The 14,792-nt window shown below is 63.1% G+C and carries 13 protein-coding genes; 9 read left to right on the forward strand and 4 right to left on the reverse strand.

From position 1 onward, the window contains the following. Nucleotides 1-10: 10 nt before the first annotated feature. The 4 genes from ACIP0B_RS18655 (at nucleotide 11) to ACIP0B_RS18670 (ending at nucleotide 4,512) form a co-directional block, all read left to right on the forward strand. On the forward strand, nucleotides 11-1,381 hold the full coding sequence (locus tag ACIP0B_RS18655; protein ID WP_400834784.1) for an aspartate aminotransferase family protein: 1,371 nt from the start codon (nucleotides 11-13) through the stop codon (nucleotides 1,379-1,381). A gap of 506 nt (nucleotides 1,382-1,887) precedes the next feature. Beyond that, on the forward strand, nucleotides 1,888-2,874 hold the full coding sequence (locus tag ACIP0B_RS18660; protein ID WP_400834787.1) for an ABC transporter substrate-binding protein: 987 nt from the start codon (nucleotides 1,888-1,890) through the stop codon (nucleotides 2,872-2,874). Nucleotides 2,875-2,884: 10 nt separating this feature from the next. Beyond that, nucleotides 2,885-3,688 (forward strand): ABC transporter permease, encoded by an 804-nt coding sequence (locus ACIP0B_RS18665; RefSeq protein ID WP_085584040.1) that lies wholly within the window; start codon nucleotides 2,885-2,887, stop codon nucleotides 3,686-3,688. Beyond that, the gene (locus ACIP0B_RS18670) at nucleotides 3,676-4,512 is read left to right on the forward strand and encodes an ABC transporter ATP-binding protein (protein ID WP_400834790.1); all 837 of its coding nucleotides are present in this window, start codon (nucleotides 3,676-3,678) and stop codon (nucleotides 4,510-4,512) included. Before ACIP0B_RS18665 ends, ACIP0B_RS18670 begins: the two co-directional genes overlap by 13 nt. A gap of 52 nt (nucleotides 4,513-4,564) precedes the next feature. On the opposite strand, the gene ACIP0B_RS18675 is transcribed toward ACIP0B_RS18670, so the two are convergent. Together ACIP0B_RS18675 and ACIP0B_RS18680 are read right to left on the reverse strand one after the other, a co-directional pair. Continuing rightward, the gene (locus ACIP0B_RS18675) at nucleotides 4,565-5,656 is read right to left on the reverse strand and encodes an endonuclease/exonuclease/phosphatase family protein (RefSeq protein WP_400834793.1); all 1,092 of its coding nucleotides are present in this window, start codon (nucleotides 5,654-5,656) and stop codon (nucleotides 4,565-4,567) included. 75 nt (nucleotides 5,657-5,731) lie between these two features. Next, on the reverse strand, nucleotides 5,732-6,406 hold the full coding sequence (locus tag ACIP0B_RS18680) for a YciC family protein (protein ID WP_400834796.1): 675 nt from the start codon (nucleotides 6,404-6,406) through the stop codon (nucleotides 5,732-5,734). A 178-nt stretch (nucleotides 6,407-6,584) separates the two neighbouring features. Between ACIP0B_RS18680 and ACIP0B_RS18685 the strand changes: the two genes are divergently transcribed. The 3 genes from ACIP0B_RS18685 to ACIP0B_RS18695 all read left to right on the forward strand — a co-directional run bounded on the left by ACIP0B_RS18685 (nucleotide 6,585) and on the right by ACIP0B_RS18695 (nucleotide 8,645). Beyond that, nucleotides 6,585-7,328, forward strand: a complete 744-nt coding sequence (locus ACIP0B_RS18685) for a DUF2076 domain-containing protein (RefSeq protein WP_400834799.1) — start codon at nucleotides 6,585-6,587, stop codon at nucleotides 7,326-7,328. Nucleotides 7,329-7,532: 204 nt separating this feature from the next. Further along, nucleotides 7,533-8,012, forward strand: a complete 480-nt coding sequence (locus ACIP0B_RS18690; protein WP_400834802.1) for an NYN domain-containing protein — start codon at nucleotides 7,533-7,535, stop codon at nucleotides 8,010-8,012. Between the two features lie 21 nt (nucleotides 8,013-8,033). Next, nucleotides 8,034-8,645: a PolC-type DNA polymerase III gene (locus ACIP0B_RS18695; RefSeq protein ID WP_085694665.1), complete on the forward strand. Its 612-nt coding sequence runs from the start codon at nucleotides 8,034-8,036 to the stop codon at nucleotides 8,643-8,645. Nucleotides 8,646-8,666: 21 nt separating this feature from the next. On the opposite strand, the gene ACIP0B_RS18700 is transcribed toward ACIP0B_RS18695, so the two are convergent. Together ACIP0B_RS18700 and ACIP0B_RS18705 are read right to left on the reverse strand one after the other, a co-directional pair. Further along, nucleotides 8,667-11,594: a P-loop NTPase fold protein gene (locus ACIP0B_RS18700; RefSeq protein WP_400834806.1), complete on the reverse strand. Its 2,928-nt coding sequence runs from the start codon at nucleotides 11,592-11,594 to the stop codon at nucleotides 8,667-8,669. A gap of 121 nt (nucleotides 11,595-11,715) precedes the next feature. Then, nucleotides 11,716-12,180 (reverse strand): Lrp/AsnC family transcriptional regulator, encoded by a 465-nt coding sequence (locus tag ACIP0B_RS18705; protein ID WP_400834809.1) that lies wholly within the window; start codon nucleotides 12,178-12,180, stop codon nucleotides 11,716-11,718. A gap of 164 nt (nucleotides 12,181-12,344) precedes the next feature. On the opposite strand from ACIP0B_RS18705, the gene yedA reads away from it, so the two are divergent. After that, nucleotides 12,345-13,274, forward strand: a complete 930-nt coding sequence (gene yedA, locus ACIP0B_RS18710; protein WP_400834812.1) for a drug/metabolite exporter YedA — start codon at nucleotides 12,345-12,347, stop codon at nucleotides 13,272-13,274. A 63-nt stretch (nucleotides 13,275-13,337) separates the two neighbouring features. After that, the gene (locus ACIP0B_RS18715; protein ID WP_400834815.1) at nucleotides 13,338-14,669 is read left to right on the forward strand and encodes a DEAD/DEAH box helicase; all 1,332 of its coding nucleotides are present in this window, start codon (nucleotides 13,338-13,340) and stop codon (nucleotides 14,667-14,669) included. The last annotated feature ends 123 nt before the right edge of the window (nucleotides 14,670-14,792 follow it).

Raw genomic sequence — 14,792 nt, forward strand, 5'->3', positions numbered from 1 at the left:
AGATCCGGCGATGACCACCTCACGTGAAACCCGCGACTACCAGGCCGCCGATGCAGCGCACCACATTCATGCGTTCGTCGACCAGAAGGCCCTCAACGACGAAGGCCCGCGGGTGATGGTGCGCGGCGAGCGCCTGCACCTGTGGGACAACGACGGGCGGCGCTACCTGGACGGCATGTCCGGCCTGTGGTGCACCAACCTGGGCTACGGGCGCCAGGACCTGAACGCCGCCGCGAGCCGGCAGCTGGAGCAGCTGCCGTACTACAACATGTTTTTCCACACCACCCACCCGCAGGTGATCGAGCTGTCCGAGCTGCTGTTCAGCCTGTTGCCGGGGCACTACAGCCACGCGATCTACACCAACTCCGGCTCCGAGGCCAACGAGGTGCTGATCCGCACGGTGCGCCGCTACTGGCAGGTGCTGGGCAAGCCCGAGAAGAAGATCATGATCGGCCGCTGGAACGGCTATCACGGTTCGACCCTGGCGGCGACGGCGCTGGGCGGGATGAAATTCATGCACGAGATGGGCGGCATGCTGCCCGACATCGAGCACATCGACGAGCCGTACTTCTTCGCCCACGGCGGCGACCTGACCCCGGCGGAATTCGGCCTGCGGGCGGCGCGGCAACTGGAAGCGAAGATCCTCGAACTGGGCGCGGAGAATGTGGCGGGTTTCATCGCCGAACCGTTCCAGGGCGCGGGCGGCATGATCTTCCCGCCGGAGAGCTACTGGCCGGAGATCCAGCGCATCTGCCGCCAGTACGACGTGCTGCTGTGCGCCGATGAGGTGATCGGCGGCTTCGGCCGCACCGGTGAGTGGTTCGCCCACGAGCATTTCGGCTTTGAGCCGGACACGCTGTCCATCGCCAAGGGCCTGACTTCCGGCTACATCCCCATGGGTGGCCTGGTCCTGTCGAAGAAGATGGCCGAGGCGCTGGTGGAGCGGGGCGGGGTGTTCGCCCACGGCCTGACCTATTCCGGGCACCCGGTGGCGGCGGCGGTGGCCATCGCCAACCTCAAGGCCCTGCGCGACGAGGGCGTGGTGACGCGGGTCAAGGACGACATCGGGCCGTACCTGCAGCAGTGCCTGCGCGAGGTGTTCGGCAACCACCCGCTGGTGGGCGACATCCAGGGCGCGGGCATGGTGGCGGCGCTGCAATTGGCCGAGGACAAGGCCACCCGCAAGCGCTTCGCCAACGAGAACGACATCGCCTGGCGCTGCCGCACGATCGGCTTCGAGGAAGGCGTGATCATCCGCTCGACCCTGGGCCGGATGATCATGGCGCCGGCGCTGATCGCCAGCCGCGGGGAGATCGACGAGCTGGTGGGCAAGACGCTCAAGGCGCTGGACCGTACGGCGCAGGAGTATGGCCGGCTCTGAGGCAATCGTTCGGCTCAAGGGCCTCATCGCGGGCTTGCCCGCGATGGCGTCAGTCCATACACCACAGGGCCGGGAGAAGACAGCCGCTCCTGCACAGAATCTGTGCCTACCACAAATCCCCTGTGGGAGCGGGCTTGCCCGCGATGACGTCAGTCCAGACACCGCAGGGCAGGGAGAAGATAGCCGCTCCCATGTCGGTCACAGATCCCCTGTGGGAGCGAGCCTGCTCGCGATGGCGGCCGTCCATCCAACGCACTTCCAACGTTTTGCACCCCTCCCGGGCACCCCCGCCCGCCGTGCCCTTTCGCGGTGCCGCCTACCCAGTTTTTTCATCGTTCGCGTCTAACTATTTCCTCGTTTTCCTGACGCCGGGCCTGGGTCAACATCGATCTCGCCAGCGCAACGCGTTGCCCGCCAGAGTCCGCAGAGACCGCAGCGGACAACCGACCGATCGCCGCCGGCCGTACTGCCCATGACAACTAAATCAACAGCGTTGGGAGTGCTCCATGATCCAGTCCTTGTTCACCCGTCTTGCTTGTCCCCTGGCGGTCACCGCCATCGCCGCCTCGGCCGCCACCGGCGCCCAGGCCGGCACCCTGTCGATCGGCCACACCACGTGGGTCGGCTACGGCACCCTGTACCTGGCCCAGGACCTGGGCTACTTCAAGGAAAACGGCCTGACCGTCGAACTGCCGGTGGTCGAGGAGGCCTCGATGTACATGGCCGCCCAGGCGTCCGGCCAACTGTCCGGCTCGGCTTCGACCATCGATGAAGTGCTCAAGTACCGCCCGCAGTTCTGCTTCAAGGCCGTGGCCGCGCTGGACGACAGCCATGGCGGCGACGGCGTGCTGGTGGGCAAGCACGTCAAGAGCCTGCAAGAGCTCAAGGGCCAGGCCGTGGCCGTCAACGAAGGTTCGACCTCGCAGTTCTGGCTGTCGTACCTGCTGAAGAAAAACGGCATGAGCATGAGCGACATCACCGTGCAGAACATGACCGCCGACGACGCCGCCACCGCGTTCATCGCCGGGCGCGTGCCGGCCGCCGTGACCTGGGAGCCGCACCTGTCGATGGTGCGCGACAAGCAGCAGGGCAAGGTGCTGATCGACAGCAGCAGCACGCCGGGCGTGATCGTCGATGTGGTGGCGCTCAACTGCTCGGTGATCGAGAAGCAGCCGGAGGATGTGAAGGCGCTGGTCGCCGGCCTGTACAAGGCCGTGCAGTACACCAAGGACCATCCGCAAAAGGCCTACGAAATCATGGCCAAGGGCGTGGGCGGTTACCTGTCCGATCCGAAGGAGCTGGCCGCCGCCGCCCAGGGCGTGCGTTTCTACGACCAGGCCATGAGCGAGAAGCTGCTGGGCAAGCCGGGCACACCGGGCGACAGCGAGCCGCTGATCAAGCTGGCCAACGAGACCGCCAGCGAACTGCAGGGCAAACCGTTCAACGTCAGCAACGACGATCTGGTGGACAACCGTTTCGTCAGCCCGCTCTAGGAGGCCGGTCATGTTCAAGCGCAATTCGTGGCTGAGCCGCTGCATCACGCCCAAGACCGGTTTGCCGGTGCCGGTGGTGTGGAGCGCCAGCGGCCTGGCCTGGGTGTTGTTGGTGGGCCTGTGGGCCGGGCTGTCCTACGGCGGCGTCGTGCCGGGCATGTTCCTGCCGACCCCCGGGGCGGTGGTCGAGGCGGCCCTGCGCCTGAGCCGCGACGGCACCCTCGGCCAGCACGTCTGGGCCAGTGTCGAGGTGGTGATGGTCGGCTTCATCGTGTCGTCGCTGGTGGCGGTGCCGCTGGGGCTGCTGATGGGCAGTTTCCGCATCGTCCAGGCGTTCCTCGAACCGATGGTCAACTTCATCCGCTACCTGCCCGTGACCTCGTTCGTGCCGCTGTTCATCCTGTGGATCGGCATCGGTCTGGAGCAACGGGTGTCGGTGATCATCTTCGGCGTGTTCTTCCAGCAGTTGGTGATGGTGGCGGACGTGTCCAAGGGCATCTCCAAGGACCTGATCAACGCCTCCTACACCCTGGGCTCCAACCGCCGCGACGCGGTGCTCCACGTGATCGCCCCGGCCTCGCTGCCCGGCGTGCTCGACACCTTGCGGGTGACCATGGGCTGGGCCTGGACCTACCTGGTGGTGGCCGAGCTGGTCGCCGCCTCCAGCGGCCTGGGCTACCTGAGCCTCAAGGCCATGCGCGGCTTTCAGGTGGATGTGATCTTTCTCGCCATCGCGATCATCGGCCTGCTGGGCCTGGTCACCGATCAACTGTTCCGCTTTCTGCGTTTGAGGATTGCCGCATGGGCTCAGTAACCGCCGCCAACCATCGTTTCGTCGAGCCGGCCGCCGCGCCGGCCCAGGCCGCCCCGCGGCTGCAGGTGGACAAGGTCAGCCTGCGCTACAGCAAGCCCGGCGGCGGCACGTTCACCGCCCTGGAGGAAGTGTCGTTCGAGGTGCCGGACCAGCAGTTCGCGGTGCTGGTGGGGCCGTCGGGCTGCGGCAAGTCGAGCCTTTTGTACCTCACCGCCGGGCTGGCCGAGCCCACCGGCGGCCAGATCTACGTCGGCGGCCAGCAGGTGCAGGGCCCCGGCGCGGACCGCGGCATGGTGTTCCAGAGCTACACGCTGTTCCCGTGGCTGACGGTGCGCCAGAACGTCGAGTTCGGCCTCAAGCGCCGGGGCCTGCCGGCGGCGCGGCGCAAGGAGATCGTCGATCACTACGTGCATGAGGTCGGCCTGTCCGGGTTCGCCGACAACTACGCCAAGCAGCTGTCCGGCGGCATGATGCAGCGGGTGGCGATTGCCCGGGCGCTGGCCAACGATCCGCAGATCCTGCTGATGGACGAGCCCTTCGGCGCCCTCGACAGCCAGACCCGCCTGCAGATGCAGCAACTGCTGCTGCGGGTGTGGGGCAACAGCAAGAAGACCGTGCTGTTCGTGACCCACGACATCGACGAGGCCATCCTGCTCGGCGACCGGGTCTACGTGATGGGCGCCAGGCCCGGGCGGATCAAGCAGATCCTCGACGTGCCGATCGAGCGCCCGCGGTCGCTGGACATGGTCATGGAGCGTTCGTTCATCGACATGAAACGGCAGATCTTCGGGCTGCTGCACGACGACCTCGACGAGGCCCACTGAAAGGCCCGCCCCCCCTAAGACTGTAGGAGCGAGCCTGCTCGCGATGACGGCGTCAGGGAGTGGGGGGCAACAGGAACCGCGCGATCACCGGCAAATGGTCGGAGATGCGCAAGGTGTCGTCCTGGCGCACGGTGGCCTCGACCCGCTTGAGCTTCGGGCTGTGGAACAGGTAGTCCACCGTGCGGTCCGGGCCGTTCAGGGCCGGATCGTTGGGGTAGTGGGTCAGCCATTGGGCGCGGTCGATGCCGCCGGCCTCGTTGTTGGTCGGGATCATCGGGTACTTGTCCCACAGCAGGTGCAGCGGGCTGTCGGCGGCGTAGGGCGTGCGCTGCTCCGCCGGCAGGCGCCGGTACTGGCCCAGGGGCAGCAGGTTGAAGTCGCCGCCGATCAGCCACGCGATGCCGTGGCTTTCGTGCTTGTCGAGCACCTTGGCCACCGCCGCCACTTGCGCCTGCGAGGCATCGGCGGAGGCATCTGTGGAGGGCCGGGCCCGCTCCAGATGGGTGTTGAACACCACGAGCTGCCCGCCGTCGCTCAGGGGCAGCGCCGTTTTCAGCAGGGCGTCTTTCGGCTGGAACTGGCGGCTGATGAGGTTGGCCGGCGCCACCGGCAGTTGCAGGCGTTCGGCGTGTTCGATGCGGTAGCGGGAGAGGGTGGCGAGCTGCCGGCCGACGCTGCCGAAAATGTGCGGATCGGGGACGAAGTCGGCCTTCCAGTCGAAGGCGTGGGCACTGCACGGGTAGAGGTCGGTGAGGCGTTCCTGCAACAGCTTCAGCTGGTTCTGGTAGGCGCTGGCCTTGGCGCCGTCGTCCAGTTCCTGCAACAGCACCACGTCAGGCTGCTCGTCGCGGATCACCCGCGCCACCTCGTCGAGGCTGAAGGCCATGTCGTCCAGGGTCGGGGCCTCGTCGCCGCCCTGGGCCAAATCGTTCCAGAACACGTAGCGCTTGCCGGCCAGGTACTGGACGTTCCAGGTCATCACCTTGAGCGCCTGGCCGGGCACCAGCACCGGCGGTTGCCCGGTGCAGCTGACCGGCAGGGTTTCCCGGGCGTCGGGGCGCCAGGTCAGGCTGTAGACCGCAATCCCGGCAAGGGCGGCGGCGAACAGCACGGGCAACAGGATGTAGCGCAGCAATCGGGTCATGGCTCAACGCATCGCGTGACGCAAAGTGGCCCCGAGCATACCCGAGACCCGCCGCGCAGCCCAAGGCCAGAGCGGTCAGACCGTTCCGCTTCGCTTGTCGGGCAGTTCGCTGATCAGCATGAACAGGCGGAACAGCACCACGCTGGTGAACAGTTGCAGGAAGCTCTGGGCGCTGTCGATCAGCACGGCGACCAGCGGGTTCTGCGGCTCGGGGTAGACCTGCAGGGTCATGCCCTTGAGCAGCCACAACGGCCCCATCACGCACAGGATGCAGCCCAGGATCCGCAGGAAGTGCCCGCGGGTCAGGCGCAGGCTTTCCTTCATCGCCTGCAGCGGGCCGAAGCCGCGCAGCACCAGCAGGTACTCGCCGAACGCCAGGGTGACCATCAGCCACAGCCCCGGCAGGAAATACAGCGACAGGCCGAGCAGGATCAGCAGGGTGTTGAGGGCGGTCAGCACCGCGAAGCGCGGCCAGAGGCGGGCGGACATCGCCAGCAGGTCGCGGGTGAGCGGGGACTCGCCGCGGGTGCGGGCATCGAGGAACAGGATCAGGGCGGCGGTGTACAGCGGGTAGACCAGCAGGCCGACGATCACGCTGATGGCGGAGACACTGTCCGGGTCGCCGGCGCGGTCGACCATCTGCTGCAGGAACGCCTCGAAGATCACCAGCGGCAGGCACAGCTGGACGATCCGCCCCAGATGGCGTTTGAAGAAGTACAGGGAGTCGCGCAGCACATCGAAGGCATTCATCAGTCGGTATCGCAGGTCAAAAACAGTGGCTCACTTTAACCGATGACGCCTTCGGCTGCGCAAACGTAAACGTTCGGTAAAGACCATTGAAACATTCTGCCGCTGCCTCCATTACACAGGAGCGCCCCGACCGATGTGGACGGGGGCGACGTTATCCCCGGCAATCTGTGAGGTCGCCATGAACACCGAAGAACAAACCCTGATCGATGGACTGTTTTCCCGCCTGCAGCAGGCCGAGACGGAGGCAGCCCCGCGCGACGCCCAGGCCGAGGCGCGGATCAAGGAACACCTGACGCGCCAGCCGGCCGCAGGTTATTTCATGACCCAGGCGATTCTGGTGCAGGAGGCCGCCCTCAAGAGCCTCGACGAACAGAACAAACAGTTGACCCAGCAGGTCCAGCGCCTGCAGGCCGAACTGCAATCGGCCAAGGCCCAGACTGCGGCGCCGGCCCCGAGCGGCGGCGGGTTCCTGTCCAGCATCTTCGGCGGCAGCCCGCGCCCGGCCGCGGCGCCCGCCCAGAGCGCAGCACCGGCCACCGGCGGCTGGCGCGAACCGGCCCCGTCGAACTACGGCGCACCGCCGCCGCAGCAGAACTTCGGCGCCCCGCCACCCAACTACGCCCCGCAGCAGGCCGCCCCTTCGGCGGGCAGCAGCTTCCTCGGCGGTGCCCTGAAGACCGCCGCCGGCGTGGCGGGCGGGGTGATGCTGGCGCAAGGCATCAGCAGCCTGTTCAGCCACAACCAGCAACCGCAGGAAATCGTCGAAGTGATCAAGGAAGTGCCGGAGCCGGCCAGCGACCAGGGCAACAACGGCTGGGGCGACGAGCAACGCTATGCGGGCAATGACCAGGGCGGTTTCACCGACACCGACTACAGCGACGACAACTCGTCGTTCTTCGATGACGACGACTCCTACGTCTGATCAGCGGTAAATCCTGCACCTTGTGGCGAGGGCGCCTGATCCTGCAGGGCTTTGAAGCGGCCGCGTCTTGAAAGAGACGGGCCTGCTGCGCAGTCCGGCGGGAGCAAGCTCCCTCGCCACAGGCCGTTTACTGGCATACTGAGCGCCTTTTTCGGGCCTGGCGCCTGATCCGGCTCATGCGCGTTGGCGCCCACAGGTATTCCGGTGAAAAAAATCGCAGTGTTCGCCGACGTGCAGAACCTCTACTACACCGTGCGTCAGGCCTACGGTTGCCACTTCAACTACGCGGCGCTGTGGGCGGACGTCAGCCGCCAAGGCCAGATCGTCGAGGCCTACGCCTACGCCATCGACCGCGGCGACAGCAAACAGCAGCAGTTCCAGCAGATCCTGCGCAACCTGGGCTTCACCGTGAAGCTCAAGCCCTACATCCAGCGCAGCGACGGCTCGGCCAAGGGCGACTGGGACGTGGGCATCACCCTCGACATCATGGACGCCGCCGACCACGTCGACGAAATCGTCCTGGCCTCCGGCGACGGCGACTTCGACATGCTGCTGGAACGCGTCGCCCACAAGCACGGCGTGCAGACGGTGGCCTACGGCGTGCCGGGCCTGACCGCCAACTCACTGATCCGCGCCGCCGGCCGCTACGTGCCGATCGAAGGCGCGCTGTTGCTCAAGCATTGATTTGAACGGAGCCCACCCGGTTTGGAACGCATTGCAGTCATCGACTTCGAAACCACCGGCATCTCGCCCAGCAGCAGTTGCCGCGCCACGGAAATCGCCGTGGTCATGCTGGAGAACGGACGCATCGTCGAGCGTTACCAGAGCCTGATGAACGCCGGCGTGCGCGTCCCGGCCTTCATCGAGCAACTGACCGGCATCAGCAACGCCATGCTGCGCACCGCGCCGTCGGCCGAGCAGGTGATGAACGAGGTCAACGAATTCGTCGGCACCACGCCGCTGCTGGCGCACAACGCCGCGTTCGACCAGAAGTTCTGGGACTTTGAACTCGGCCGGATCAAACGCACCCGCCTGCAGAACTTCGCCTGCTCGCTGCTGCTGGCCCGGCGCCTGATGCCGGCGGCGCCCAACCACAAGCTCGGCACCCTCACCGCCTTCGCCAACCTGCCACACACCGGCCAGGCCCACCGGGCGATGGCCGACGCCGAAATGGCGGCCAACCTGCTGGCGCACATGGCGGACGACCTGCGCAACCGGCACGGGGTTCGGGAAATTTCCCATGACTGGTTGTGCCGGTTGCAGAAGGTGCCGGCGGCGAAGGTGGGGGATCACCTTCAGCGCTGCCGGGTGGGGTAGCGCTGCGGGCGTTCCGTCAGGTCACGGGGTTTGCGGTTCGGTGACGGAGGTTTTCTCCGGAAGGAACCGGCTGTCCAGGGCGCGGAAGGCAAGGAGCAGGTCGGTGCGGAAGGAGGGTTGCGAGTAAGTTGTGTAAATCACTCGATCTTGCTCCTCGGATGCCCTGGCCTTTACGGTCTCATGGTTTTTCACCCAGTATTTTTTGAGTTCCTGATGGTCGAGATTGTGTAATAGGCTTGATAGATCGGACTTGTCTGTCGGAGTGTTGATGTCTTGTAATACGTTGTTTGCGTAGCTCAGTATGTATTCGGCAAAGTGCAGTGTGCCTTGGGGATCCTGTGGGTTGAAACAAACCGAGAACAGATACTTCGAAAAGATGGCGGAAATTTCACAGTTGTCTTCGCGACCGTGTTGATCAAAGACTCCGCAGTTGTGGATTATTCTGTTGCCAAATTCTGAAGTAATTGTTTCTTTTATGTTTTGTTTCTTTCTTTTGATTTTTATTTCCCAGGAGTCAATATCGCTGCTCTCGGTGAAGAGATGCTTGTAGAGGCCGAATAGATCAAGAGGGTCTATGGAGTCGACTTCGCTGAGAATGTTTATGCGGTTGTCGATATATTGCCGTTTAAATACGTCGAATATAACCTGGCTGATATTTCGAGCTTGGTCTTTTTCTGCCTCGACCTGGTCTAGGAATGAAGGGTCTTCATTGCCATGAAGGCTGAGCGCTCGCCATAGCCGTTCGCGTTTGGTCTTGGTCGTGCAGCGATCTCTGAACATCAGAAGATCATGTAAGCCAAGAACGCCACGTTTGGCGGATCCTAGTTTTTCGATGATTCCGGCGCGGCCGTTTGTCTTTCCGTATATGAGCTGGACGATGGCCGATTCCGTGGGTGACAGGCGGGGATTGTCTGGCCTATCCAGGCTGGTGATGTTCTCGTCAAGGAACTTCACTATCCAACGGATCGCGGTGGGGCGGAACTCGTTGAGTTCGTCGCTGCTCAGTAAGGAGTGGTTGGGCAGCGTGTCGATCAGGTAATCGATGATCGCGACCGCTCTTTCGGTTTCAAGTGACTCGCTATGGTTTGTCACGATCCGCCAGAATTCATGTTGTCCGGACTCTTTGTCCAATGGCGGATGCGCTGATATCTGGTCGAGATAGTCCTTGATGGACGCGGCCTTGAACAATTGGTCCTTCTTGTTCACAAGAGAGCGGTGGGACTTCCAGGAGATGGGCTTCGAAAGTTTGGCGATCAGATGGAGGTGCCTTTCCAAGGAGCGTCCCTTGTCCTGAAAACCTGCTCGGGATAGCTTTTCATACTCCGAAAAATGGTCGGCACCTACATTGGGTGCATCAAAGATTTTTGAAAGAAGAAATTGTATGTTCGGGGATTGCTGCCTTTTGTAAGAAAGATAGAAGTCCGAATTCTTCAGGCTGTTTCCTTCTGCTATCCAACTGAACGTGCCGTGCTTGTCACTGGTCTCGCTCTCGTAGATTTTTCGGAATACTGAAGGGTAGTAGATAAAGATCAGAACGAGATGGATTAGGTCGGGTTTGTTGAAGTCAGTCTCGCTGAAATCGACTTTGTCGATTTCGAGCAACATGAGTGTGTTGGTGATGCGCTTGATTTTTCGAATGTCGCCAATGAATGGAGTGTAAAGGTGAAAGTCCTTACCGTCGAACAAGTTGATCAGTTCACGGGATATCAGTTTGAGTTGTTCGGCAGCATCGCTGGAAAGGTTTAAGGTCTTGCTCAAGACGCTGTCAAAGTAGCGTGACACAAAACCTGCGAGGTCTTGGGCGCTGAGGAAAATGCTCGTTTTGATATTGATGAATTTTTCGAGGAATTCCTGGGTCTTTTCGGAGTCCGGGTTTTCCGGTGTGATGCTTATCTTTGAGGTGTCATAACAAATGACATAGCTGATGTTGGGAAGCCTGAAGCTGCGCTTTATTGAAAACAGAATGCTTTTGGCCGATGACCAGTGCATTCGGTCAAGGTCGTCCACGATGACGATGATCCTGGTGTTTATGTTGTTTAGGACATACTCCATTTCATCAAGGATGAGATTAATCGGATCATTGTTGAGCGAGAGCGTTGTTTTTAGGTCAAGCAAGGACGTTTTTTTCTTGTCCTTGACCAGGTTTTCGTAACGCTTGAACAGCGGGCGCAACGACGGGGCGAAAACATGCTGTTGAATGGTGCTGATGAGATCGTCGATGAATTTCTCTGTGAGGTCTGCGCCGTCTTCGTAGCGCAAGGGCTCGAAGCGATGAACGATGATGTTCTGGCCGTTTTGGTTGTCCCAATATCTGCAGCAAAGCTCAACGAAACTCGATTTTCCCGCACCCCAAGGCGCATCGATGCCGAACACCAGGCTTTCGGAGGCGCCGCCATTGAGCACGCGTTCGGCGAAGATGTCAGCCCGCTCCTTGAAGTCCAGCAAGTCCTCCCCTGACTCCTCGATCACACTGTCGCTGATGAAGTAGGGGTGGGCTTCGTCTTTCTTGAACGTCTGCAGAAAGGCTCTGATCATCGCGACCCACGCGATGATCACCGGTGAGGCGGACAGGCAGGCGAGTTGCAAGAAGTTCAGCTTTTCCAGATGTTTTGCATAGAACTCGTTACCGAACCCGTCGCTGCTGAACGAAAGGTAAAAGCCGAGCAGGATGACGAACAGCAAGTCGAACCGGTAGCTTTTGATCAGCTTTGTTGACGCCTGGAAGGCGCCTCGGCTGAGGGCATAGGCCAGGCAAGAAGCGATGCCGAATGCCGCAATCACGAGGAGCCAGGCATCCTGCTGCAACGGCACGAGATGTTTGTTCAGCAGAACCCCGATGATCCGGCCGATGGCCAAGGCCTCGCCGGCGAGGATGCCGGAGAGGAAAAACTGCAGGAGGGGGGTGATTTCGCTGCCGCGCAGTCCTTTGCTGTATTCCGAGAAGCGCATTCTCATTCCTTGTGGATTCCCGATGGCTGCGTGGGGCCGACGACGGTGGCCCTGCAGCGTGATATCAGAATGTTATCTGCGCCCGAGCGTTTACCCAAGCAACGAAGACTTCAACGCTCGCTCAGTCGACCGGGTTTTTCGGTGCCCCCTCGATATGCCCCAACGGCACCCGCTTCTCTATCGCGCTCGACAGCACGATGGACGTTTTGCTGAAGCCGAATTTCGCCACCCGGTCGATCAGTTCCTCCAGCTCCGGCATCGAGCCCACCGCCGCCTGCATGATCACGCAGGGGTCGCCGGTGACGCGGTGGCATTCGGTCAGTTGCGGAATTTTGATCAGGTCGTCGTAGGCCTTCTGGTTGCCGTGCTGGTTCAGGCGCAGTTCGATGACGCAGCGGATCGGCAGGCCGAGCTTGGCCATGTCGACTTTCGCCTGGTAGCCGGTGATCACGCCGCTGGCCTCCAGCTTGGCCACGCGCTCGGCCACGGCGGGGGCGGAGAGGTTCACCTTGCGGGCGAGGTCGGCGTAGGACGCGCGACCGTTTTCCAGCAGGGCGCCGAGCAGCATGCGGTCGTACTTGTCCATGGGCGGACTCCTGAAAAGGCCAGACTTTCGAAATGATGGCTTATCGACGCGATCTCCGTGATTTCAAAAGTGTACCGGTGCGATAAACAGGTTTTGTAACTTATTTTTAGCGGTTGGCCTTTCTAGAATAGTCCGTCTCCCTGCCTTGATGTCGAGCTGCTCCCATGTCTGCCGTGCGCCGTTTTTCCCTGCCCTTGATCGCCGCGTTCTTTGCGCTGTACGTGATCTGGGGATCGACCTACCTGGTGATCCGCCTCGGCGTCGAGCACTGGCCGCCGCTGATGCTCGGCGGCGTGCGTTTCGTGATCGCCGGCAGCCTGATGTACGGGTTCCTGCGCTGGCGCGGGGTGCCGGCGCCGACCTGGGCGCAGTGGAAGGCGGCGGGCGTGATCGGGATTCTGCTGCTGAGCTTCGGCAACGGCGCGGTGACCGTGGCCGAGCACACCGGCGTGGCGTCGGGCGTGGCGGCGCTGGCCGTGGCGACGGTGCCGCTGTTCACCTTGCTCTGCGGCTATTTCTGGGGGGCGCGCAACACTCGCCTGGAGTGGGCCGGGGTGGCGATGGGGATCCTCGGCATCGCGATGCTCAACATGGGCTCCAACCTGCAATCGAGTCCGCTGGGGGCGGCGCTGCTGATCTTCGCGGCGGCGGCCTGGGCCTTCGGCTCGGTGTGGAGCAAGCACCTGCCGCTGCCCCAGGGCGCGATGGCCAGCGCGGCGGAAATGCTCGTCGGCGGCGTGGTGCTGCTGATCGGCAGCGCGGCCAGCGGCGAGCGCCTGGAGGCCATGCCGCCGCTGGAGGGCTGGCTGGCGCTGGCGTACCTGATCTTCTTCGGCTCGATCATCGCGTTCAACGCCTACATGTACCTGCTCAAGCACGTGCGTCCGGCGGCGGCCACCAGCTATGCCTACGTCAACCCGGCGGTGGCGGTGCTGCTGGGGATCGTGTTCGTGGGCGAGACCATCGGCATCGAGGAAGCGTTGGCGATGCTGGTGATCATCAGCGCGGTGGTGCTGATCGGCCTGCCGCAATGGCGGCGGGGGACGGAGCGTCCGGCGGTCGCGGCGGCGCCGACAGAATCCCGGGCGAATTAGGGTAAACTGCGCGCCATTGCACACTCGTTGCACAATTGCGCTGAATTTTCCTACGGTACTCCCATGACTTTCGCCACCCTTGGCCTGATCGAACCTCTGCTGCGCGCCCTCGAGACGCTCGGCTACCAGACCCCGACGCCGGTGCAGGCCCAGGCCGTTCCGGCGGTACTGGCCGGCCGCGACCTGATGGCGGCGGCCCAGACCGGCACCGGCAAGACCGCCGGTTTTGCCTTGCCGCTGCTGCAACTGTTGACGATGGAAGGGCCGAAGGTCGCCGCCAACTCGGTGCGCGCGCTGATCCTGGTGCCGACCCGCGAACTGGCCGAGCAAGTCCACGAGGCCGTGCGCCAGTACGCCGAGCATCTGCCGCTGCGCACCTACGCGGTGTACGGCGGCGTCAGCATCAACCCGCAGATGATGAAGCTGCGCGGCGGCGTCGATCTGCTGGTGGCCACGCCGGGCCGTCTGCTCGACCTGTTCCGCCAGAACGCGCTGAAGTTCGGCCAGTTGCAGACCCTGGTGCTGGACGAAGCCGACCGCATGCTCGACCTGGGCTTTTCCGAAGAGCTGGCGAACATTTACCGCGCCCTGCCGAAGAAACGTCAGACGCTGCTGTTCTCCGCGACCTTCTCCGACGACATCCGCCTGCTGGCCGGCCAGATGCTCAACGATCCGCTGAGCATCGAGGTCAGCCCGCGCAACGTCGCCGCCAACACCGTCAAGCAATGGGTGGTGACGGTGGACAAGAAGCGCAAGTCCGAACTGTTCGTGCACCTGATGCGCAAGAACAAGTGGAAGCAGGTGCTGGTGTTCGCCAAGACCCGCAACGGCGTGGACGCGCTGGTGGAGAAGCTCCAAGGCCTGGGCGTGAACGCCGACGGCATCCATGGCGACAAGCCCCAGGCGACCCGGCAACGGGCGCTGGACCGCTTCAAGCTCGGCGAGGTGCAGATCCTGGTGGCCACCGACGTGGCGGCCCGCGGCCTGGACATCGAAGACCTGCCGCTGGTGGTCAACTTCGATTTGCCGATCGTCGCCGAGGACTACATCCACCGCATCGGCCGCACCGGCCGGGCGGGCTCCACCGGCCAGGCGATTTCGCTGGTGTGCGCCGATGAGGTGAACCTGCTGTCGGCCATCGAGATGCTGACGCGCCAGACGCTCAAGCGCGAGAACGAGCCGGACTTCGAACCGGACCATCGCGTGCCGGACACCGACGCCAGCGGCCAGGTGATCAAGAAGCCGAAGAAACCGAAAAAGCCGAAAGTGACCGGCGGCAAGCGCAACCTGGGCAAGTGGGTGGACAGCGGCGACACGGCGGTGTCGGAACCTGCGATCAAGCCTGTGCGAAAAGTGCCGGCGTTCAACACCGGGCCGCGCAAGCGCAAGCCTTGATTCTCGTCGCGCCGATCAGGCTGTAATCGCCAGCCTGCTGGCGATTGCGGTGGGTCAGCCACCACCGTTGTCGGCAGTGCCGGCCTCATCGCTTGCAGGCAAGCTTGTATGTTTAGACTTGAA

Source organism: Pseudomonas sp. NPDC089534 (assembly GCF_044749305.1).
GTDB classification, from domain to species: domain Bacteria; phylum Pseudomonadota; class Gammaproteobacteria; order Pseudomonadales; family Pseudomonadaceae; genus Aquipseudomonas; species Aquipseudomonas ekonensis.

What these genes read in the sequence shown, in the direction of transcription:
- ACIP0B_RS18705 (WP_400834809.1), bottom strand. Translation starts at nt 12,180, where the DNA reads ATGGACAAGTACGACCGCATGCTGCTCGGCGCCCTGCTGGAAAACGGT.
- ACIP0B_RS18670 (WP_400834790.1), top strand. Translation starts at nt 3,676, where the DNA reads ATGGGCTCAGTAACCGCCGCCAACCATCGTTTCGTCGAGCCGGCCGCC.
- ACIP0B_RS18655 (WP_400834784.1), top strand. Translation starts at nt 11, where the DNA reads ATGACCACCTCACGTGAAACCCGCGACTACCAGGCCGCCGATGCAGCG.
- ACIP0B_RS18715 (WP_400834815.1), top strand. Translation starts at nt 13,338, where the DNA reads ATGACTTTCGCCACCCTTGGCCTGATCGAACCTCTGCTGCGCGCCCTC.
- ACIP0B_RS18660 (WP_400834787.1), top strand. Translation starts at nt 1,888, where the DNA reads ATGATCCAGTCCTTGTTCACCCGTCTTGCTTGTCCCCTGGCGGTCACC.
- ACIP0B_RS18665 (WP_085584040.1), top strand. Translation starts at nt 2,885, where the DNA reads ATGTTCAAGCGCAATTCGTGGCTGAGCCGCTGCATCACGCCCAAGACC.
- yedA (WP_400834812.1), top strand. Translation starts at nt 12,345, where the DNA reads ATGTCTGCCGTGCGCCGTTTTTCCCTGCCCTTGATCGCCGCGTTCTTT.
- ACIP0B_RS18675 (WP_400834793.1), bottom strand. Translation starts at nt 5,656, where the DNA reads ATGACCCGATTGCTGCGCTACATCCTGTTGCCCGTGCTGTTCGCCGCC.
- ACIP0B_RS18680 (WP_400834796.1), bottom strand. Translation starts at nt 6,406, where the DNA reads ATGAATGCCTTCGATGTGCTGCGCGACTCCCTGTACTTCTTCAAACGC.
- ACIP0B_RS18700 (WP_400834806.1), bottom strand. Translation starts at nt 11,594, where the DNA reads ATGCGCTTCTCGGAATACAGCAAAGGACTGCGCGGCAGCGAAATCACC.
- ACIP0B_RS18685 (WP_400834799.1), top strand. Translation starts at nt 6,585, where the DNA reads ATGAACACCGAAGAACAAACCCTGATCGATGGACTGTTTTCCCGCCTG.